We start from the raw sequence: 18,919 nt of genomic DNA, 5'->3' as shown, positions 1-18,919 counted from the left end.
GGCCCCGACACTGTGGTGCTCGGCGCCCTACTAGACTTGTACCTAACACCCGGCAGAAGAGCCGGGTGGTGACCCGAGGAGCCACCTTGGCTGCTGAGCTGCACGTCGCGCTGGTCGCGGCCGACCGAGAGGTCTGGTCCGGCGAGGCCACCCTGGTCGTCGCGCGCACCACGTCCGGCGACATCGGCGTCATGCCCGGTCACCAGCCGCTGCTCGGTGTGCTGGAGTCGGGCCCCGTGACGATTCGCACGCGCGAGGGCGGGACGGTCGTCGCCGCGGTGCACGGCGGTTTCATCTCGTTCGCGGACAACAAGCTGTCGCTGCTGGCGGAGATCGCCGAGCTGTCGGACGAGATCGACGTCCAGAGCGCGGAGCAGGAACTCGCCCGCGCGAAGGCGGAGGACGACACCGAGGCGCAGCGGCGCGCGGATGTCCGTCTGCGGGCGGCGTCCGCGGGACGCTGACCCCCGCAGGGGTGAGATGACGTCACTCAGCCGCGGCCGGCACCGGAGCGATCCGGAGCCGACCGCGGCTGAGGCAGATCTGGATGATTTTTCCGTTCCGTTACCTAGGAGACGAGGAGGTCGGTGCCGATGGTCCTCGCTCTGACTGTGTGCGGAATCGTCGTGGCGCTCGTGGTGGTGGGGCTCTTCGTCTTCGGCCTGCGCCGTCGCCTCATCCAGCGTTCCGGCGGGACGTTCGACTGCAGCCTGCGCTGGGAGGCTCCCGAATCGGGTGACTCCGGCGGCAAGGGCTGGGCGTACGGGGTGGCACGTTACAACGGTGACCGGGTCGAGTGGTTCCGGGTGTTCTCCTACGCCCCCCGCCCACGCCGTGTGCTGGAGCGCTCCGCGATCGAGGTGGCGGGCCGCCGCGTCCCCGAGGGCGAGGAGGAACTGGCGCTGCTGTCGGACGCGGTGATCCTCGCCTGTCTGCACCGGGGCACGCGTCTGGAGCTCGCGATGAGCGAGGACGCGCTGACCGGTTTCCTCGCCTGGCTGGAGGCGGCCCCGCCCGGGCAACGGGTGAACGTGGCCTAGGCCGGACCCTTCTGGTACGGGAACCGCCCCCGGACGATGTCGTCCGGGGGCGGTTCCTTGGTTCGACGGCGGTCGAGGACTAGCTCAGTCCGCTGTCGATGGCGCTCACCAGCTCACCGTTCGCGGTGTCGCCGCTGAACTCCCAGAAGAAGGCGCCGCCCAGGCCCTGGGTCTTGGCCCACGCCATCTTCGTCTTGATGGTCGCCGGGGTGTCGTAGGACCACCAGTTGGTGCCGCAGTGGGCGTACGCCGTGCCCGCGAAGGTGCCGGTGGCCGGACAGGAGTTCTTGAGGACCTTGTAGTCCTCGATGCCCGCCTCGTACGTGCCGGGCGCCGGGCCGGTGGCGGTGCCGCCCGGGGCGGACTGGGTGACGCCGGTCCAGCCGCGGCCGTAGAAGCCGATGCCGAGCAGCAGCTTGCTCGCCGGGACGCCCTTCGCCTTCAGCTTGGCGATCGCGGCAGCCGAGTTGAAGCCCTCCTTCGGGATGCCGGGGAACGTGGTCAGCGGCGAGTGGGGGTTGGTCGGGCCGGCCTTGTCCCAGGCGCCGAAGTAGTCGTACGTCATCACGTTGTACCAGTCGAGGTACTGGGCGGCGCCGCCGTAGTCGGCCGCGTCGATCTTGCCGCCCTCGGAGCCGTCCGCGGTGATGGCGGCGGTGACCAGGTAGTCGTTGCCGAACTCGGCGCGCAGGGCCTGCGACAGGTTCTTGAACGCGGCCGGGCCGCTGGTGTCACAGGTCAGACCGCAGGCGTTCGGGTACTCCCAGTCGATGTCGATGCCGTCGAAGACATCGGCCCAGCGCGGGTCCTCCACGACGGCCTTGCAGGACTTGGCGAACGCGGCCGGGTTCTGCGCGGCCTGGCCGAAGCCGCCGGAGTAGGTCCAGCCGCCGAAGGAGTACAGCACCTTGATGTGCGGGTACTTCGCCTTCAGCTGGCGCAGCTGGTTGAAGTTGCCGCGCAGCGGCTGGTCCCAGGCGTCGGCGGTGCCGCTGACGGACTGGTCGGCGGTGTAGGCCTTGTCGGTGGCGGCGTAGGCGTCGTCGAGCACGCACTGGCCGTTCTTGACGTTGCCGAACGCGTAGTTGATGTGGGTGATCTTGGCGGCCGAGCCGGACGTCACCAGGTTCTTGACGTGGTAGTTGCGGCCGTAGACGCCCCACTCGGTGAAGTAGCCGAGGTTGACCTTGTCGCCGGTGGGCGGCTCCTCGGACTCGCCGGTGGTGCGGACCTTCACCGCGCCGCTGGCCGGACCGGTCTGGTCGGCGGTGTCACGCGCCTGCACGGTGTACGAGTAGTCGGTGCCCTTGGTGAGGCCGGTGTCCGTGTAGGAGGTGCCGGTCACGGTGGCGACCTTGGCGCCGTCGCGCAGGACGTCGTAGTTCTTGATGCCCTTGTCGTCGGTGGCCGCCGCCCAGGACAGCTTCACCGAGGTGTCGGTGATGCCCGAGGCGGTGGGGGTGCCGGGCGCGGAGGGGGCGGCGTCGCCGGGCACCTCCGGGCCGCCGTCGCAGCTGCCGCCGTTGAGCTTGCAGCCGGTGGGGGCGCCGGAGCCGCTGCCGTTGAACCCGAACGAGACGGACGCCCCGGGGGCGAGGGTGCCGTTCCAGGCGAGGTTCTTGGCGGTCCAGTGGTCACCGGAGTTGGTGACCGTGGCGTCCCAGGCCGAGTTGACCCGGGTGCCGGAGGGGAAGTCCCACTCGATGGTCCAGGAGTTGATGGTCGTGGTGCCGGTGTTCTTCACCGTCCACTTGCCCTCGAAGCCGGAGCCCCAGTCCTGGGTCTTGGCGTAGGTGGCGGTCGCCGAGGTCGCGGCCTGAGCCGGGCTCGCGAGGCCCACGAGGCCGGCGAAGGGGAGCAGCAGGGTCGCGAACCCTGCCGCGGCTCTGTGTCTGAAGCGCATGCTGCGCCTCCTTATGAGAAGAAGCCGTTGTGGGCGTGACTGAGCCATCACACCCGCAGTGCCGCGAGAATAGAAAGGTCTGGACCACGGGTCAATAGGTCTGGACCACTGTCCCCGAGCTTCCGTCAGATCCCCAATTCCTGCGCCAGCACCGCGGCTTGCACCCGGCTGCGCAGCTCCAGCTTGCCCAGCAGGCGGCTGACGTGCGTCTTCACCGTCGCCTCGGCCATGTCCAGCCGGGCCGCGATGTCGGCGTTGGACAGCCCCTCCCCGAGGCACGAGAGCACCTCCCGCTCGCGCCGGGTGAGCGACTCCAGCACCGCCGGATCCGCCGTCACCGCACGGGTGGGCTTCGCCGCGAACTCGGCGATCAGCCGCCGGGTGACGGCCGGGGCGACGATGCCCTCCCCGCGCGCCACGGTGCGCACCGCGGAGATGAGGTCCTTCGCCTCCGTGTTCTTCAGCAGGAACCCGGCGGCACCGGCCCGCAGCGCCCCGAAGACGTACTCGTCGAGGTCGAAGGTGGTCAGCACCAGCACATCGGCGAGCCCTTCCTCGACCACCCGCCGGGTCGCCGACACCCCGTCCAGGCGCGGCATCTGCACGTCCATCAGCACCAGGTCGGGGCGCAGCTCGCGGGCGAGCGCCACCGCCTGTTCGCCGTCCCCCGCCTCGCCCACGACCTCCATGTCGGGCGCGCTGCTCAGGATGAGGACCAGCCCGGCACGGACGGCGGACTGGTCCTCGGCGACCAGGACGCGGATCATCAGCTCTCTCCTTGCACGATGTCGGTGATGGGGAGGCTGGCGCGCACCACCCACAGCTTGCCGTCCGCGCCGCTCTCCGGCCCGGCCTCGAACGTGCCGTTCAGCAGGGCGACCCGCTCCCGCATCCCGACGAGACCGGCCCCGGAACCCGGGGCGCGCGGAGTGTCCCGGCCGCCGTAGGGGCTGGTCACCCGGATGTCGAGGGCGTCGGCCGGCCGGCGCAGCCACACGGTGACCGTCCCCGGCGCGGCATGCTTCAGCGCGTTCGTCAGCGACTCCTGCACGATCCTGTACGCGGCCAGCTCGACGGGTGCGGGGACGGATTCGTGGACGGCGTCGAGGGTCACGTCGAGGCCGTTGGCGCGGGCGCCGTCGACCAGGGCGCCTAGGCCGTCGAGGGTGGGGGTCGCGGCCGGTTCCCGGTCGTCGGCCCCCTCGCGCAGGATGCCGATGAGCCGTCGCATTTCGGACAGTCCCTGAACGCTGTTCTCCCGGATCACGGTGAGCGCCTCCTTGGAGGTCCCGGGATCGTCCAGGGACAGGGCGGCCGTGGAGTGGATGGCGATCGCGGAGAGGTGGTTGGCGACCATGTCGTGCAACTCGCGGGCCATGCGGGCGCGTTCCGCGGTCACCGCCTGGGTGCGGTCCATCTCCGCGAGCAGCGCGGTCTGTTCGGCCCGCAACCGGGCGGCCTCGGCCGCGTCGCGGTGGTTGCGCACGATGAGTCCGGTCGACGCGGGAGTGAACGCCACGGCACCGATGACGAGCCCGATCAGCAGCGCCTCCGGCACCCGCCAGACGGCGTAGGGCACCAGCGTCGCCGCGATCGTGAGCAGGCCGGTGACCCACGGCAGCCGACGGGCGGTGGCGGGCGTGCCGTACAGGACGGCGGCGTACATGAGGTCGGTGTACATCACGATCGTCGCGATGCTGCCCTGTGTCATGACGTCCGCGGCGAGCGCCAGCGTGCCGATGAGCAGGGCGGTGCGCGGCGCGGTGCGGCGCAGCAGTTCGCAGCCGCCGATCACCGCGAGCGGCACGAGCAGCGCCCAGCGGCCGCCGAAGACCACGACCGGGTCGTCGTCCGGCCGCACGCCCAGCCCGAAGCCCCACAGCAGCAGTCCGCCGGCGAGTCCGGCGAGCGCGACCCACACGTCGAAGCGGGGAGGACGGGGCAGTCGTACGGCCATGGCACCATCCAACACGGTGCGCCCACCCGGCGCCTGATCCCCGCGGAGGGTCCTGGACTGCATCTTTCGATGTACCGCGAGTTCGTAGGCGGCGACGACGAAACGGGCCGGCTCGCACGGGAGCCTGAAAGGGTGACCGAGAGGAGCGAACCGTGATCGTCGCCTTGATCGCAGCCTGTGAGATCGGCTTCTGGGTACTGCTGGCCGCCGGACTCGCCTGCCGCTATCTGCTCAAGAAGCCGCGCATCGGCCTGGCGCTGCTGCTGTGCGAGCCGCTGCTGGAGGTCGTCCTGCTGGTCGCCACCGCGCTCGACCTGAAGAACGGCGCCGAGTCGAACTGGACGCACGGCCTGGCCGCGCTCTACATCGGCTACACCGTGGGCCACGGCCACCGCACGGTGAAGTGGCTCGACGGCCACGCCGCGCACCGGCTGGGCGGCGCGCCCAAGCCGCTGGGCCCGCCGCGCTACGGCATGGCCCGCGCCCGGCACGAGACCAAGGTCTGGCTGGGCACGCTGACGGCCGCCGTCGTGGCGACCGTGCTGCTCCAGCTCGCCATCTGGTACGTCGACGACCCGAGCCGCGTCACCTCCCTGGAGGCGTGGCGGTTCACGGCCTGGCGGGCGGCCGGCATCCACGGCCTGGTGGCCCTGGCGTACTGGATCTGGCCGAAGAAGGCCCCGGCGCGGGAGCCGGGCCTCAGCGGCGCGGACAAGGAGCGGGTGGGCCGATGACGCGGGCGACCCGGAACCTCGTCACGGGGTCCGCCACTCTGGTGGCGGGCCTCGCGCTGTGGCTGTTCGCCGGGGGAGTGGACCTGCCGGTGGTCACGCCCACCAAGGTGGGCCTGGTGATGACGTGCGTCGGCGCCGCCGAGGCCGCGCTCGGCCTGTACCGGGCCACGCGCGGCCGGGCGGAGTCCCGGTAGGGCTCAGCGCTCGCCGCCCGGCACCCACAGCACGTCGCCGGTCTCCTTGTTGGCGATGCGGGCCAGGATGAACAGGAGGTCGGAGAGGCGGTTGAGGTAGGTGGCGGTGAGGGGGTTCATCGACTCACCGTGCGCCTCCATGGCGGCCCAGGTGGAGCGCTCGGCCCGGCGCACGACCGTGCAGGCCTGGTGGAGCAGGGCCGCACCGGGCGTACCGCCGGGCAGGATGAAGGAGCGCAGCTTCTCCAGCCGCTCGTTGAAGCGGTCGCAGTCCGCCTCCAGCCGGTCGACATAGAACTGCTCGACCCGCAGCGGCGGGTACTCCGGGTTCTCCACCACCGGCGTCGAGAGATCGGCGCCCACGTCGAACAGGTCGTTCTGCACACGGGTGAGGACCTGGACGACCTCGTGCTCCAGACCGCCGAGCGCGATCGCCGTACCGATCACCGCGTTCGCCTCGTTGGCGTCGGCGTAGGCGGAGATGCGCAGATCGGTCTTGGCGACCCGGCTCATGTCACCGAGGGCGGTGGTGCCCTTGTCGCCGGTCCTCGTGTAGATACGCGTCAGGTTGACCATGTGGTCAGCCTAGTGACGTCCCGGCCGTCCGGAACGCGTGTGTGGCCAGTGACACGGTTGAGCAGAGGGTGCCCAACTACGCCGTACGAAGCGCTTGCTGACCCCGTCGGTGTGATGTCCGTCATTTGAGACGTGACGCGCGTTACTTACCGGTCACACGGCGCCCCGCGAACGCTAATGTCCGCTTCTGGAGAACAAGACAGCGCGTATCAGGGGAGTCGCACAGTGGCACGCAAGCTCGCCGTCATCGGGGCCGGTCTCATGGGGTCCGGCATCGCCCAGGTCTCCGCTCAGGCGGGCTGGGACGTCGTCCTGCGGGACGTCACCGACGAGGCGCTCACGCGCGGCACCGACGGGATCAAGGCGTCGTACGACAAGTTCGTGAGCAAGGGCAAGCTGGAGGCGCACGACGCCGACGCCGCCCTCTCCCGGATCACCGCGACCACCGACCTGGACGCCTGCGCGGACGCGGACATCGTCGTCGAAGCCGTGTTCGAGAAGCTCGAGGTCAAGCACGAGATCTTCCGCACGCTCGACAAGATCGTGCGGGAGGACGCCGTACTCGCCTCCAACACCTCCGCCATCCCGATCACCAAGATCGCGGCCGTGACGGAGCACCCGGAGCGGGTCGTCGGCACCCACTTCTTCTCGCCGGTCCCGATGATGCAGCTGTGCGAACTGGTCCGCGGCTACAAGACCAGCGACGAAACCCTCGCCAGGGCGCGGGAGTTCGCCGAGTCGGTGGGCAAGACCTGCATCGTCGTCAACCGCGACGTCGCCGGCTTCGTCACCACCCGTCTCATCTGCGCCCTCGTCGTCGAGGCCGCCAAGCTCTACGAGTCGGGCGTGGCGAGCGCCGAGGACATCGACCTGGCCTGCAAGCTGGGCTTCGGCCACGCCATGGGGCCGCTGGCCACCGCCGACCTCACCGGCGTGGACATCCTGCTGCACGCCACGAGCAACATCTACACCGAGTCGCAGGACGAGAAGTTCGCCGCTCCCGAGCTGATGCGCCGGATGGTTGACGCCGGTGACATCGGCCGCAAGAGCGGGCAGGGCTTCTACGAGCACTGACACCGCGATTCGCCCCGGCGCGCATCACACGCCGGGGTGAATTCGGTATCGGTTCGCTTACAGGTAGCAACCTCCGCCGCCGTCCCGCCGTCAGAGGTTGCATCACCGGCCATGGAAACGCGGAGCACGAGACGCACCACGGGGAGCGCATATGCACATCAAGGGCGACCACGCCGAGCTGGTCGTCGGGGGCCGCCTCGACGTCCGCAGCGCGGCGGACGCCCGTACGGTCCTGCACTCGGCCGTCGACGACGGAGTCGGCGATCTGGTGCTGGACCTGTCCGAACTGGACTCCTGGGACGCCACCGGACTCGGCGTGATCATGGGGGCCCACCGACGGGCCGGCCGGTGCGGCCGGCGCCTGGTGCTGCGCGACGTACCGCCGCAGATGCAGCGCCTGTTGGTGGCCACCCGGCTGCACCGGATCCTGGCGATCGAGGGGGGCATCGGGGTGGACACGCTGCCCCGCGTGTGAGGCCGTACGCGTCCGCGGCGGAGCGCCGGAACGACCCGGGTCGACCTCGGCGAACCGTGCGACGCGCGCACAATCCTCACGAGACCGTGATGTCTCGGACGCCGCGGTACCCCGGACTGTCGTAGATACTGAGCGAAGGTTTAGGGTTCGGCTGCCCGCTGCCTCGCAACCCCTGAGCGGGCCCGGACCAGAAGCGACAGCGCGGTGTGCAGCAAGGCCGGGAGGGGCTTCAGGCACACGACGCTTTTGGGGGGCTAGGACCTATGGACCCGAACAACCGGGGACCCGAGGAGTACGGCCATGAGGGTGACGGCCCCGCGCCGCGCCAGCGTCCTCCCCGGGAATCCCTCACCTCCGACTTCGGACAGCACGCGCCCGCGCTCGCCCGCACGGTGCAGCTCGTCTCCGGCGACTTCCTGCTCACCGTCAACCCCGTCGACGGCAGCGAGATCGAGCCCTGCCCGCCCGCCGAACGGCCGGGCCGGCCCGTGAAGCTGACCGAGGCCGAGCGCGCCGAGGTCGAGCGGGCCGCGGCGCCGCCCGTCCCGCCGGGACCCGCGCAGCCCGCGCTGCCGCTCCTGGCCCGTGACGACGAGCGCGAGAAGCTGGTCCGGCTGCTCGCCCGCGGCCGCTCCGTACGCCTCACCGGCCCGGCCGGCTCCGGCCGCACCCGGCTCCTCGACATCGTCGCCGAGGACTGCGCGGACCTCGCCCCCGACGGCGTCGTCCGTCTCAACGGCCACCGCCGCTCCGCCGACGACCTGCTCCACGACCTCTTCTACGCCGTCCACAACGCACCCCTGCACCGCCCGGACCGGGACGAACTCGTCGACTGCGTCCGTGAGATCGGCGCCGTCGTCGTCCTCGACGACCTGGAGCTCGGCGGGGCCGCCCTCGACGAGCTGCTGGACGCCACCCCCGAGTGCGCGTTCCTGTTCGGCACCACCCCGGACGTGCCCGAGCCGACCGCCGAGGCCGGTATCGAGGAGGTCGTCCTCGAGGGTCTCGACCGCGCGGCCGGACTCGACCTGCTGGAGCGCGCCGTCGGCCGGGGCCTCACCGAGGACGAGTCGAACTGGGCCGGCGACCTCTGGTTCGAGTCCGAGGGCCTGCCGCTGCGCTTCGTGCAGGCCGGTGCCCTGCTGCGGCAGCGCGACCGGCTGCGGGCCGGCGCCGACGCCGTCGACGAGTTCGGCGTCTTCGAGGACGTCCACCCCGACGACGCGCCCTACGACGCCGCCGAGGCCGACGAGGTCCCGCTGCCCTCGCTCGGCGAGGCCGCCGCCCCCGCCCCGCTGCTCGCCTCCCGGCTCAGCGCCTCCGCCCGCGCCACCCTGCGCTTCGCGGTCGCCCTCGGCGGTGAGGTGCCCCACCAGGCCCATCTGCCCGCCCTGGTGGGCGACACCCACGCCGACGCCGCGCTGGGAGAACTGGCCGCCTGCGGCCTGGTCTCGCCGGCCGGCTCCCGCTACCGCCTCGCCGCAGGGGTGTCGGCCCAGCTGGAGGCCGCCGGATACGCCGACGGGGCCGAGGCCCAGGCCCGTGCCGCCGCACAGCACTACGCCTGGTGGGCCGGTCATCCCTCGGTCACCCCGGAGCGGGTCTGCGCCGAGGCCGACGCGGTGCTCGCCGCCCTGACCGTGCTGTCGCCGCTCACCTCGGCCACCACCGAGGGCGAGCAGAGCACGGCCGTCCAGCTGGCCCGCGCCGCCGCACCCGCGTTCGCCGCGGGCCTGCACTGGAGCGCCTGGGAGCGGGCGCTGCGGGCCGGTGCGGAGGCCGCCCGGCTCGCCGGGGACGTGGCGGAACAGGCCTACTTCCACCACGAGCTCGGCATCCACGCGTTGTGCGCCGGACAGCTCGACCGGTCGCGCGCCGAACTGGAGGCGTCCATCGGGCTGCGCGGCGCCCTCGCCGACAAGCGCGGCACCGTCGCCGGCCGCCGCGCGCTGGCCCTGGTCGCCGACCGCTCCGGAACCCCGCTGGCACTCATGCCGACCGCGGGGGAGGAGGTGCCCGAGGCCCACTACGAGGAGTCGGCGTCGCCGCCCCGCGGGGTGCCGACGGCGTTCCCGGAGCTCCAGCCGCCCTCCGACACCGCCCATGTCATCAACCGCACGGTGCCGTCGCCGGCCGCGCGGCCGGTCAAGGCGGGCGGCGGGCTGAAGGGACTGGCCCGGCGCAACCTGGTGGCGGCCGGCGCCGGCGCGCTGCTCGTCGCCGTGCTGGGCACGGTGGTGACGCTGGGCGCCACGTCCGAGAACGACGCGGGCACCCCGTCCGAGAACGTGGGGGTCAACCCGTCCGCCAGCCAGGGCATCGACGACGGCAGCCTCGGCGCGGACCCGGCTGCCGGAGACGAGGGCGACACCGGCGAGGCCACCAGCCGGCCGACCGACCCCGGTCCCGACGGCACTCCGGGCACCTCCGACGACCCGACCCCGACGGCCTCGTCGTCGGGGGAGCCGTCGGACGGGCCGAGCGACACCGAGGAGCCGGAGCCGTCGAAGTCGACCTCACCGAGCTCGAAGCCGACGAGGACGACCAAGCCGCCGTCGTCGTCGAAGCCGCCGACCGAGCCCTCGACCCCGTCGACGCCGACGCCGACCGAGACCACGCCGGAGCCGACCGAGACCGAGACCACGCCTCCGGAGGAGGAGCCGTCCACCTCCGACTCCGCGAGCGGCCCCGCCTCGTCCTCCCCCGTGGAGACGAGCGCGAGCGCCCCGCGGAGCGGCGGCTCGGAACAGGTGATCTGACCCGCGGCCACGACCGGGGGCCGGGTTCCCGACGGAACCCGGCCCCCCCGGTCGTGTCGCGGTCGTGTCGTGGCGCGCCGCTCAGAACAGGCGCAGCTTGTCGTCCTCGATGCCGCGCAGCGCGTCGTAGTCGAGGACCTGGCAGCCGATGCCCCGGTCGGTCGCGAGGACTCGGGCCTGCGGCTTGATCTCCTGCGCGGCGAACACGCCCCGCACCGGGGCCAGATGGGGATCGCGGTTCAGCAGCTCCAGATAGCGCGTCAGCTGCTCCACGCCGTCGATCTCGCCCCGCCGCTTGATCTCCACCGCGACGGTCTGCCCGTCGGCGTCCCGGCACAGGATGTCGACCGGGCCGATCGCCGTCATGTACTCGCGGCGGATGAGGGTGTAGCCCTCGCCGAGGGTCTCGATGCGGTCGGCGAGCAGTTCCTGGAGGTGCGCTTCCACGCCGTCCTTGATCAGGCCGGGATCGACGCCCAGTTCGTGCGAGGAGTCGTGGAGGACTTCCTCCATCGTGATGATGAGCTTCTCGCCCGCCTTGTTGACGACGGTCCAGACGCCCTCTTCCTCGCCGGTGCCCTCCTTCAGCGTGCAGGGCGGCGACATCCAGTTCAGGGGCTTGTAGGCCCGGTCGTCGGCGTGGATCGAGACGCTGCCGTCCGCCTTGACCAGGATCAGACGGGGTGCCGACGGCAGGTGCGCGGTGAGCCGCCCGGCGTAGTCCACGGAGCAGCGGGCAATGACGAGACGCATGGTCGGCAACGCTACTCGACCGGCCGGGGTCGGCGCGATTCGCCCTCACACCAGCCCCGGGCGACCCGTGGGGCGCGTCCTGAATCTCCTGGAAAACCCGTGTTCGGCGGTGGCCGATTACCGGCCCACAGGAAGTCCCGCATCCGGGCATTCTCCTGGTGCCGTCACCGTCCGTTGCTTACGGTATTGAACGGGAGGTCGCGGACTGTGTACGCAGCGTGTCCGATATCGCGCACTCCCTTATCTGTCAGGCAACCCCTGATCGTTGGGGGTGCGAGAGGAGAACCCATGTCGCTCGACGTCTCACCGGCCCTACTCGAACAGGCCGAGCGAGGCGAGGTCGACGAAGCTGAATTCGTCGACTGCGTCCGGACCTCCCTGCCCTTCGCGTGGGAGATGATCAGCTCCCTGGTGGCCCAGCTGAAGGTGGACGGCGGACCCTTCGCCGACAACCAGACGCCCCCGCCGGACGAGCGGGCACGCGGTCAGCTGCTGCGTGCGCTCGCGAGTGACGCGATACGCGGCGCGCTGCAACGGCACTTCGGTGTGCGGCTGGCCTTCCAGAACTGCCACCGGGTGGCGGTGTTCCCGCTCGACTCCTCGGTCGACGAGAGGCTCGCCCGCTTCACCTCGACGCGCGCTCAGATACTGAACCAGTCGCCGGAACTGCGCGACTGCTGAGTATCCCCATCGTCCGCTTGCCGCTCCGTGCGCGGGAGGTGCAGTTCGTACCGGGGCGGCAAGCCTTCGTGGAACCCGTGCGCTCAGGCGAGTTGGGGGAGCACCTCGGCCCCGAGCCGTCGTACGTTCTCCTCGGTCGCCGCCAGATCGCCGGAACCCTCGACGAGCAGGGCGAAGCGGGAGATGCCGGTCCGCTCGCTGGTCGCGGCGAGCCGGTCGGCGCACAGCCGCGGGGGGCCCACCGGGTGCAGCCCGCAGAGCAGTTCGGTGTAGGCCAGCGGGTCGCGCATCCGCCGCTCCCGGCCGTCCACCGTGACGTGCGCCTCCAGCCCCTGCTTCAGCCAGCCGGGCATCGTCTTCAGCAGGGTCTCCGCCGCGTCCGTGCGCCGGTCCGCGATCTGGCAGACACCGGCCGAGACATGGGCCGCGCGGTGGATCTCCCGCGCGGGCCGCCCGCAGGCGCGGGCGTGGCTCCGCCACAGGGCGACCATCTCCGCCTTCTCCTCGTCCCCGATGTGCATGCCGAGCAGCATCGGCAGCCCGCGCTCGGCGGCCAGCCGCACGCTCGCCGGGGAGGTGCAGGCGACCACGACCTCCGGGCCCTCCGTCTCGGTCAGAGCCTCCGAGGGACGGGGGACGACGGGCACCTCGCGGAAGCGGAACCGCTCCCCGTCGGCCGCGACGGACGGTTCACGCAGCCAGCGCACCAGCAGATCGAGTGATTCCGGGAACCCCGTCTCGTACGCCTCCAGTCCGGCCCCGAAGACCTCCAGGTCGACCCACGGGCCGCCACGCCCCAGGCCCAGCGAGAACCGCCCGCCGCTCGTGATGTGCAGCAGCGCGGCCTGCTCGCCGAGGGCCACGGGGTGGGCGGTGGGCAGCACGCTGACCGCCGTACCGACCCGCAGCCGACGGGTGCGGCCGAGCAGCAGCGCGGCCAGGGTGATGGCCGACGGGCAGGTGCCGTAGGGCACGAAGTGGTGCTCGGCCAGCCAGACCGTGTCGAGCCCCGCCTCCTCGGCGACCTCGGCCGAGCGGACCGCGCGGTGCAGCGCCTCACCCTCGCCCTGCCCGGGGAACTGGGCGGCCAACACGAAACTTCCAACGCGCATTGCTTTCCTGCTTCCTTGGCTCCGACGCGGAGCTCCCCCGCAGGGCATAACCGTCTGACACGTGCCGAGGACACGGCCGGGTGGGGGATTTTGCGGATTGTCTGCTGAATCAGCCGCTCGGAAGGGGGCTCCGCATCACCATGGAGGGGACTTGTGACGATTGGTGCCGTACGCGTACCCCTGCTCGCGCCACGTAGGCTGGACGCGGTCCGTGCATCCTGTATAGCCCCGTGAGGTGTCCTGTGTCCCCGCGTCGCAACCGACCCAAGGGAGCCGGTTCGTCCGGCCGGAGCGCCGAGGACGACCGCTCCGGGCGCTACGGCGGCTGGCAGTCCACGGAGAGCTGGCAGGGCGAGGAGTGGAGCGTACGTCATGTGGCGGGCTCCAGCGCCCAGGGCAAGGCCTACCGGTGCCCCGGCTGCGACCAGTTGATCCCGGACGGGGTGCCGCACGTCGTGGCCTGGCCCGAGCACTCGGGCGTCGACGAGCGCCGGCACTGGCACAAGGCGTGCTGGAACGCCAAGGACCGCCGCACCACGCGGGTGCAGCGGTCCCGTAACGCGCCGAAGTTCTGAACCGGGCCCTACACGTCCCGCTTCTCCAGCAGGGCGAAGGCGCCGGCGAGCGCGGCCGCCGTGACGACCAGCATGATCCACAGCGGGTCCCAGCCCGACGGGCCGGACTGGGTGAGGGAGTTGGCGTAGAAGATGCTCATCTGGTTCGGGATGGAGTACTCGAACAGCGCCTCCTGCACGTCCTCCAGCGAGGACGAGAACATGAACAGCGCGAGCACCAGCGGGGCGAGCACGGCACCGATCATGATGGTGATGGCACCCGCCGAGTGCCGGATGATCGACCCGATCGCCAGCGACAGCGTGCCGAGCAGCGCCACGTAGAGCGAGACGCCGACCGTGCCCTTCAGCCACTCCTCGCCGGACGGGTCCTTCGCGTTGTGGCCCTCCAGCAGCGCCACGTGCAGGAAACCGATCAGCGTGGCGCAGACCAGGGTCACCACGAAGGCGATCAGGAAGAACACCAGGGCCTTCGCCGCGAGCACGCGCCCGCGCGAGGGGCAGGCGACCATCGTGGTGCGGATCATGCCGGTGCCGTACTCGGAGGCCGTGGTCAGCACGCCCAGCGTGATGATGCACATGCCGCCCAGCAGCAGCCCGAAGAAGCCGAGGGACAGCGGGCTCTCGCCGCCCAGGTCCGGGTCGGAGCTCTCCACCACCAGACCGGTCAGCGCGCCGATGCCGAGCACCAGCAGCATGAACACGCCCAGCGTCCACATCGTGGAGCGCACGGACTTGATCTTCGTCCACTCGGAGGCGATGGCGTGCCCGAGGTGCGTGCGCACCACGGGGATCGGCGAGGTGTAGTTCGGATACGCGGCACCGGGCGCGGCCTGCCAGTCGGGTGCGGCGGTCTGCGGCATCGGGGGCGGGGGCGTGCTCATCGGGCGTCCTCGGGCTTGTTCAGGTCGGCGGCGGGAGCGGTCGGGGGAGCGGCGGGAGGAGCCGCCGCTGCCGGGGCCTGCGGCGGCTGGGGCGCCTGCGCGTACGGGTTGGGGGCGGCAGGGGCACCCGGGGCCGCTCCGGGGGCGCCCGGAGCGCCGTAGGGGCCCGCGGGAACCTGGACCGGCGCGCCCTGCGGCGGCGGGAAGGACTGCCCGCCCTGCTGGGGCGGCGGCGGGGCGTACCAGCCCGGCTGGCCCTGGCCCGGCACCGGCATCGGCGGCTGCGCGCCGGGCGGCACGGGCTGCTGGAGCCCCGCCTTCTGGTCGATGGTCGACCGGTAGTCGACGGCGCCCTGCGTCATCCGCATGTACGCCTCCTCCAGCGAGGCCTGGTGCGGCGACAGCTCCCACAGCCGTACGTCGGAGTCGTGGGCGATGTCACTGATGCGCGGCAGCGGCAGTCCCGTCACCCGCAGCGCGCCGTCCTGCTCGGGCAGCACATGGCCGCCGGCCTCGGTGATCGCGGCGGACAGCTTCTCGCGCTGCTGCGGCTCCGTGTCGGGCGTGCGCACGCGCGCGAAGTCGGCCGAGTTGGCGGAGATGAAGTCCTTCACGCTCATGTCGGCGAGCAGCTGTCCGCGCCCGATGACGATGAGGTGGTCGGCGGTCAGCGCCATCTCGCTCATCAGGTGCGAGGAGACGAAGACCGTACGGCCCTCGGCCGCCAGCGCCTTCATCAGGTTCCGCACCCAGAGGATGCCCTCGGGGTCGAGGCCGTTGACCGGCTCGTCGAACAGCAGTACCTGGGGGTCGCCGAGCAGCGCGGCCGCGATGCCGAGCCGCTGGCCCATGCCCAGGGAGAAGCCCTTCGACCGCCTGCGCGCCACCTCGTGCAGGCCCACCACGCCCAGCACCTCGTCCACGCGCCGGGCCGGGATGCCGGACAGCTGGGCCAGGCTCAGCAGGTGGTTGCGGGCGGACCGGCCGCCGTGCACCGCCTTGGCGTCCAGCAGCGCGCCGACCTGACGGGGGGCGTTGGGCAGCCTGCGGTAGGGATAACCGCCGATGGTGACCTGTCCCGCGGTGGGGTTGTCCAGGCCGAGGATCATCCGCATCGTCGTCGACTTGCCCGAGCCGTTGGGACCCAGGAACCCGGTGACGGCGCCGGGCCGTACCTGGAAGGAAAGGTTGTACACAGCGGTCTTGTCGCCGTACCGCTTGGTCAGGCCGACTGCCTCGATCATGCTCCGCACCCATCGAAAGGTTCAGGACAGCGGGGCACACGCCCCCGTAAGGGTTAGGAGGATATCGAGGCGCTGACGGTTCCGCTCAAGCCGAGGTAAAAACCGGTCCCGGACGGTCGCTCACTGGGCGTCGCGCCGCTTCAGCAGCAGGTAACCGCCGACGACCGCCGCGAGCACCCAGAGCGCCATGATGCCGAGGCCGCCCCAGGGCCCGTACGGGGTGTCGTCGTCCAGGGGCGGCACCACCTGCATGATCCTGCTGCCCGCCTGGTCGGGCAGGAACCGGCCGACGTCCTTGGTGGCGTCGACGTTGCCGAGGATGCTGGAGATCAGGAAGAAGAACGGCATCAGGATGCCCAGCGACAGCATCGGGGAGCGCAGCATCGTGGCGACGCCCATCGAGAACAGCGCGATCAGCGTCATGTAGAGGCCGCCGCCGATCACCGCGCGCAGCACACCCTCGTCGCCGAGGGACGCCTTGTGCTCGCCGAGCATCGCCTGGCCCAGGAAGAACGTGGCGAAGCTGGTGGCCATCGAGACGACGAGGGCGAGCAGGGTGGCGACCGCCAGCTTGCTGAACAGGAACATTCCGCGCTGCGGCACGGCGGACAGGGAGGCGCGGATCATGCCGGTGCTGTACTCGTTCGACACCACCAGCACCCCGAACACGATCATCGCCAGCTGGCCGAGGCTCATCCCGGCGAAGCTGATGAAGGTCGGGTCGAAGTCGAGCCGGTCCCGGCCGCTCATGGTCTCGAACTCGTTCTTCGACAGCGCCGAGATCAGCATGCCGAGCGCGATGGTGACGACCACCGCCAGGGACAGCGTCCACACCGTGGACGCCACCGACCGGATCTTGGTCCATTCGGACCGGACGACCTGCGCCGCCGCCATGCTCAGCCCCTCTTCCAGCCGTCGCCCCACTGCCGCTGTGGCTGTGCGGGCGCGGGCGTGTCGGAGTGTGCGTGGTACTCCACCGACTCCGCGGTCAACCCCATGAACGCCTCCTCCAGGGAGGCCTGCTGCGGGCTCAGCTCGTGCAGCACCAACTGGTGCCGCGCCGCCAGCTCCCCGATGAACTCCGCCTTGGAGCCGTCCACCTCCAGCGCCCCGCCGCCGCCCTCCACGGCGGTGATCCCGGCCTGGTGCAGCACGTCAAGGAGTCGCTCCCGCTGCGGGCTGCGGACCCGCACGTACGAGCGTGAGTTGGCCTCGATGAACTCGGCCATGGAGGTGTCGGCGAGCAGCCGGCCCTGGCCGATGACGACGAGGTGGTCGGCGGTCAGCGCCATCTCGCTCATCAGATGGGAGGAGACGAAGACCGTACGGCCCTGGGCGGCGAGCGATTTCATCAGCGTGCGGATCCAGTGGATGCCCTCGGGGTCGAGGCCGTTGACCGGCTCGTCGAACATCAGGATCCGCGGATCGCCGAGCAGCGCGGCCGCGATGCCGAGCCGCTGGCCCATGCCGAGCGAGAACCCCTTGGCCTTCTTGCGCGCCACCGCCGTCAGCCCGACCGCGTCCAGCACCTCGTGCACCCGCCGGGACGGGATGCCGTTGCTCTGCGCGAGGCACAGCAGATGGTTGTAGGCGCTGCGGCCCGGGTGCACGCCCTTGGCCTCCAGCAGGGCGCCGATGTACGTCAGCGGGTCCTTGAGCCGGTCGTAGTGCGTGCCGTCGATCCGCACGTCCCCGGCGGTCGGGCGGTCCAGGCCCAGGATCATCCGCATGGTGGTCGACTTGCCGGCGCCGTTCGGACCGAGGAAGCCCGTGACGATGCCCGGCCGGACGGTGAAGGTCAGACCGTTGACCGCCACCTTCTCGCCGTACCGCTTGGTCAGCCCCTCGAGCTCGATCATGCGGCCACGCTAGAACGGGACAAAGCCCTCTGCCACCGCAGTGGCAGAGGGCTTCGTCGACGAGCGGTCGCCGTTACCGGGACTGCTGGGCCGGAACCCCGCGGGAGATCGGCTCGTCCTCGGCGGCGGGCGCACCGGTCGCGGCCACCGCGGCACCCGTGAGCGTCGCCAGCATCTCGCGGACGTTCGTCAGCTGGGCGTTGATCGAGTCGCGGCGGTTGGTCAGCGCCGCGAGCTCGCGCTCGGATTCCGAACGGATCCGGTCGGCCTTGGCGTTGGCGTCGGCCACGATGTCCTCCGCCTGGCGCTGGGCCGTCTCCACCGTCTGGCGGGCGCGGCGCTCGGCGTCGGTGCGCAGCTTCTCCGCCTCCAGCCGCAGCTGCTCCGCGCGGTGCTCGATCTCCGCGAGGCGCTTCTCGGCCTTGGCCTGACGCGACGCCAGGTCGCGCTCGGACTGCTCGCGCCGCTTGGCGAGGTTCGTCTCGAAGTCGGCGGCGGCCTGCGCGGCCTTGGCGCGGGTCTCCTCGAAGAGGGCGTCCGCCTCCTCCCGCTTGGACTGCGCGTCCTTCTGCGCCTCGGAACGCAGCTGGGACGCCTCGCCCTGGGCCTTCTCGACGATCCGGACGCCCTCGTCCTCGGCCTTCGCCTTGCGCTCGGCGGCGTACGACTCGGCGTCGTTGCGCACCTGCTGGGCGGCCGACTCGGCGAGCTCGCGGTGCTGCTCCGCCGCGCGCCGGGCCTCCTCGCGCAGGTCCTTCGCCTCCTCCTCGGCGAGGCGGAGGATTTTCTCCACGCGCGCGCCGAGACCCGCGTACGACGGCTCGGCGTCGTTGACCTGGGCCTGGGCGTTCTGCGTCTCGAGGTGGAGCTCTTCGATGCGCTTTTCCAGAGCGGTGATGCGGGCAAGAGCGCTGTCACGGTCGGAGACGAGCTTGGAGATACGTTCGTCCACCTGAGCGCGGTCGTACCCACGCCGCACAAGCTCGAAGCCGTAGGGGGAAGTGTCGCTCATGGGGTTCCTGTCGAATGAGACCGGTGAGGTGATAGGTGGAATCCTAGGGGCCGAAGCGCTGTGTCATCGAGCGGATGCACGTTTGATACG

Annotated in this window: 20 protein-coding genes; 9 read left to right on the top strand and 11 right to left on the bottom strand. The window is 71.4% G+C overall.

Annotation, left to right across the window (positions count from 1 at the left end; translation table 11 throughout):
• Nucleotides 1-86: 86 nt before the first annotated feature.
• Both ACZ470_RS16860 and ACZ470_RS16855 read left to right on the top strand, forming a co-directional pair.
• The gene (locus ACZ470_RS16860) at nt 87-464 is read left to right on the top strand and encodes a F0F1 ATP synthase subunit epsilon (protein ID WP_145867219.1); all 378 of its coding nucleotides are present in this window, start codon (nt 87-89) and stop codon (nt 462-464) included.
• A gap of 129 nt (nt 465-593) precedes the next feature.
• The gene (locus ACZ470_RS16855; protein ID WP_468427877.1) at nt 594-1,040 is read left to right on the top strand and encodes a DUF2550 domain-containing protein; all 447 of its coding nucleotides are present in this window, start codon (nt 594-596) and stop codon (nt 1,038-1,040) included.
• Nucleotides 1,041-1,119: 79 nt separating this feature from the next.
• Here the strand turns inward: ACZ470_RS16855 and ACZ470_RS16850 are convergent, their stop codons facing one another.
• The 3 genes from ACZ470_RS16850 to ACZ470_RS16840 all read right to left on the bottom strand — a co-directional run bounded on the left by ACZ470_RS16850 (nt 1,120) and on the right by ACZ470_RS16840 (nt 4,900).
• Nucleotides 1,120-2,943: a glycosyl hydrolase family 18 protein gene (locus ACZ470_RS16850; RefSeq protein WP_468427875.1), complete on the bottom strand. Its 1,824-nt coding sequence runs from the start codon at nt 2,941-2,943 to the stop codon at nt 1,120-1,122.
• A 125-nt stretch (nt 2,944-3,068) separates the two neighbouring features.
• Nucleotides 3,069-3,710 carry a response regulator gene (locus ACZ470_RS16845; protein ID WP_468427874.1) on the bottom strand — a complete coding sequence of 214 codons (642 nt, stop codon included), beginning with the start codon at nt 3,708-3,710 and terminating at the stop codon, nt 3,069-3,071.
• Entirely contained in the window at nt 3,710-4,900 is a 1,191-nt protein-coding gene (locus ACZ470_RS16840; protein WP_468427872.1) for a sensor histidine kinase, read from the bottom strand. Before ACZ470_RS16840 ends, ACZ470_RS16845 begins: the two co-directional genes overlap by 1 nt.
• Before the next feature lie 152 nt (nt 4,901-5,052).
• Here ACZ470_RS16840 and ACZ470_RS16835 point away from each other — a divergent pair, with 152 nt between their 5' ends.
• Nucleotides 5,053-5,634, top strand: a complete 582-nt coding sequence (locus ACZ470_RS16835) for a hypothetical protein (protein WP_468427871.1) — start codon at nt 5,053-5,055, stop codon at nt 5,632-5,634.
• A complete protein-coding gene (locus tag ACZ470_RS16830; RefSeq protein WP_468427869.1) occupies nt 5,631-5,828 on the top strand; it encodes a DUF5708 family protein in 198 nt (65 codons plus the stop codon). Before ACZ470_RS16835 ends, ACZ470_RS16830 begins: the two co-directional genes overlap by 4 nt.
• A 3-nt stretch (nt 5,829-5,831) precedes the next feature.
• On the opposite strand, the gene ACZ470_RS16825 is transcribed toward ACZ470_RS16830, so the two are convergent.
• Complete coding sequence (locus ACZ470_RS16825; protein ID WP_468427867.1) at nt 5,832-6,404, bottom strand: cob(I)yrinic acid a,c-diamide adenosyltransferase; 573 nt, start codon at nt 6,402-6,404, stop codon at nt 5,832-5,834.
• A 225-nt stretch (nt 6,405-6,629) separates the two neighbouring features.
• On the opposite strand from ACZ470_RS16825, the gene ACZ470_RS16820 reads away from it, so the two are divergent.
• The 3 genes from ACZ470_RS16820 (at nt 6,630) to ACZ470_RS16810 (ending at nt 10,712) form a co-directional block, all read left to right on the top strand.
• Complete coding sequence (locus tag ACZ470_RS16820) at nt 6,630-7,478, top strand: 3-hydroxyacyl-CoA dehydrogenase family protein (protein WP_468427865.1); 849 nt, start codon at nt 6,630-6,632, stop codon at nt 7,476-7,478.
• Nucleotides 7,479-7,629: 151 nt separating this feature from the next.
• On the top strand, nt 7,630-7,953 hold the full coding sequence (locus ACZ470_RS16815; RefSeq protein ID WP_189364169.1) for an STAS domain-containing protein: 324 nt from the start codon (nt 7,630-7,632) through the stop codon (nt 7,951-7,953).
• 263 nt (nt 7,954-8,216) lie between these two features.
• Complete coding sequence (locus ACZ470_RS16810) at nt 8,217-10,712, top strand: ATP-binding protein (RefSeq protein ID WP_468427863.1); 2,496 nt, start codon at nt 8,217-8,219, stop codon at nt 10,710-10,712.
• An 81-nt stretch (nt 10,713-10,793) separates the two neighbouring features.
• On the opposite strand, the gene nucS is transcribed toward ACZ470_RS16810, so the two are convergent.
• Nucleotides 10,794-11,465 carry an endonuclease NucS gene (gene nucS, locus ACZ470_RS16805; protein ID WP_468427861.1) on the bottom strand — a complete coding sequence of 224 codons (672 nt, stop codon included), beginning with the start codon at nt 11,463-11,465 and terminating at the stop codon, nt 10,794-10,796.
• 288 nt (nt 11,466-11,753) lie between these two features.
• On the opposite strand from nucS, the gene ACZ470_RS16800 reads away from it, so the two are divergent.
• Nucleotides 11,754-12,146 carry an SCO5389 family protein gene (locus ACZ470_RS16800; RefSeq protein ID WP_468427859.1) on the top strand — a complete coding sequence of 131 codons (393 nt, stop codon included), beginning with the start codon at nt 11,754-11,756 and terminating at the stop codon, nt 12,144-12,146.
• Nucleotides 12,147-12,229: 83 nt separating this feature from the next.
• Here the strand turns inward: ACZ470_RS16800 and ACZ470_RS16795 are convergent, their stop codons facing one another.
• Nucleotides 12,230-13,258 carry an LLM class flavin-dependent oxidoreductase gene (locus ACZ470_RS16795; RefSeq protein WP_468427857.1) on the bottom strand — a complete coding sequence of 343 codons (1,029 nt, stop codon included), beginning with the start codon at nt 13,256-13,258 and terminating at the stop codon, nt 12,230-12,232.
• Nucleotides 13,259-13,500: 242 nt separating this feature from the next.
• Between ACZ470_RS16795 and ACZ470_RS16790 the strand changes: the two genes are divergently transcribed.
• Nucleotides 13,501-13,833, top strand: coding sequence for an ATP/GTP-binding protein (locus ACZ470_RS16790; RefSeq protein ID WP_468427856.1), 333 nt, complete (start codon nt 13,501-13,503; stop codon nt 13,831-13,833).
• An 8-nt stretch (nt 13,834-13,841) separates the two neighbouring features.
• Here the strand turns inward: ACZ470_RS16790 and ACZ470_RS16785 are convergent, their stop codons facing one another.
• The 5 genes from ACZ470_RS16785 to ACZ470_RS16765 all read right to left on the bottom strand — a co-directional run bounded on the left by ACZ470_RS16785 (nt 13,842) and on the right by ACZ470_RS16765 (nt 18,829).
• On the bottom strand, nt 13,842-14,714 hold the full coding sequence (locus ACZ470_RS16785; protein ID WP_468427854.1) for an ABC transporter permease subunit: 873 nt from the start codon (nt 14,712-14,714) through the stop codon (nt 13,842-13,844).
• The gene (locus ACZ470_RS16780; protein ID WP_468427853.1) at nt 14,711-15,958 is read right to left on the bottom strand and encodes an ABC transporter ATP-binding protein; all 1,248 of its coding nucleotides are present in this window, start codon (nt 15,956-15,958) and stop codon (nt 14,711-14,713) included. The genes ACZ470_RS16785 and ACZ470_RS16780 overlap by 4 nt, the downstream gene beginning before the upstream one ends.
• 120 nt (nt 15,959-16,078) lie before the next feature.
• Nucleotides 16,079-16,852: an ABC transporter permease gene (locus ACZ470_RS16775; RefSeq protein ID WP_468427851.1), complete on the bottom strand. Its 774-nt coding sequence runs from the start codon at nt 16,850-16,852 to the stop codon at nt 16,079-16,081.
• Between the two features lie 2 nt (nt 16,853-16,854).
• On the bottom strand, nt 16,855-17,817 hold the full coding sequence (locus ACZ470_RS16770) for an ABC transporter ATP-binding protein (RefSeq protein ID WP_468427849.1): 963 nt from the start codon (nt 17,815-17,817) through the stop codon (nt 16,855-16,857).
• Between the two features lie 73 nt (nt 17,818-17,890).
• Nucleotides 17,891-18,829, bottom strand: a complete 939-nt coding sequence (locus ACZ470_RS16765) for a cellulose-binding protein (protein ID WP_468427848.1) — start codon at nt 18,827-18,829, stop codon at nt 17,891-17,893.
• Between the last annotated feature and the right edge of the window lie 90 nt (nt 18,830-18,919).

The organism is Streptomyces sp. NPDC031111, from assembly GCF_055570675.1.
This window is presented reverse-complemented; position numbering and strand designations above follow the sequence as displayed.

Bases quoted from the DNA above. Each gene is read 5' to 3' on its own strand.
- ACZ470_RS16785 (WP_468427854.1), bottom strand. From the start codon at position 14,714: ATGAGCACGCCCCCGCCCCCGATGCCGCAGACCGCCGCACCCGACTGG.
- ACZ470_RS16830 (WP_468427869.1), top strand. From the start codon at position 5,631: ATGACGCGGGCGACCCGGAACCTCGTCACGGGGTCCGCCACTCTGGTG.
- ACZ470_RS16825 (WP_468427867.1), bottom strand. From the start codon at position 6,404: ATGGTCAACCTGACGCGTATCTACACGAGGACCGGCGACAAGGGCACC.
- ACZ470_RS16815 (WP_189364169.1), top strand. From the start codon at position 7,630: ATGCACATCAAGGGCGACCACGCCGAGCTGGTCGTCGGGGGCCGCCTC.
- ACZ470_RS16810 (WP_468427863.1), top strand. From the start codon at position 8,217: ATGGACCCGAACAACCGGGGACCCGAGGAGTACGGCCATGAGGGTGAC.
- ACZ470_RS16850 (WP_468427875.1), bottom strand. From the start codon at position 2,943: ATGCGCTTCAGACACAGAGCCGCGGCAGGGTTCGCGACCCTGCTGCTC.
- nucS (WP_468427861.1), bottom strand. From the start codon at position 11,465: ATGCGTCTCGTCATTGCCCGCTGCTCCGTGGACTACGCCGGGCGGCTC.
- ACZ470_RS16840 (WP_468427872.1), bottom strand. From the start codon at position 4,900: ATGGCCGTACGACTGCCCCGTCCTCCCCGCTTCGACGTGTGGGTCGCG.
- ACZ470_RS16845 (WP_468427874.1), bottom strand. From the start codon at position 3,710: ATGATCCGCGTCCTGGTCGCCGAGGACCAGTCCGCCGTCCGTGCCGGG.
- ACZ470_RS16855 (WP_468427877.1), top strand. From the start codon at position 594: ATGGTCCTCGCTCTGACTGTGTGCGGAATCGTCGTGGCGCTCGTGGTG.
- ACZ470_RS16795 (WP_468427857.1), bottom strand. From the start codon at position 13,258: ATGCGCGTTGGAAGTTTCGTGTTGGCCGCCCAGTTCCCCGGGCAGGGC.
- ACZ470_RS16765 (WP_468427848.1), bottom strand. From the start codon at position 18,829: ATGAGCGACACTTCCCCCTACGGCTTCGAGCTTGTGCGGCGTGGGTAC.
- ACZ470_RS16800 (WP_468427859.1), top strand. From the start codon at position 11,754: ATGTCGCTCGACGTCTCACCGGCCCTACTCGAACAGGCCGAGCGAGGC.
- ACZ470_RS16770 (WP_468427849.1), bottom strand. From the start codon at position 17,817: ATGATCGAGCTCGAGGGGCTGACCAAGCGGTACGGCGAGAAGGTGGCG.
- ACZ470_RS16775 (WP_468427851.1), bottom strand. From the start codon at position 16,852: ATGGCGGCGGCGCAGGTCGTCCGGTCCGAATGGACCAAGATCCGGTCG.
- ACZ470_RS16780 (WP_468427853.1), bottom strand. From the start codon at position 15,958: ATGATCGAGGCAGTCGGCCTGACCAAGCGGTACGGCGACAAGACCGCT.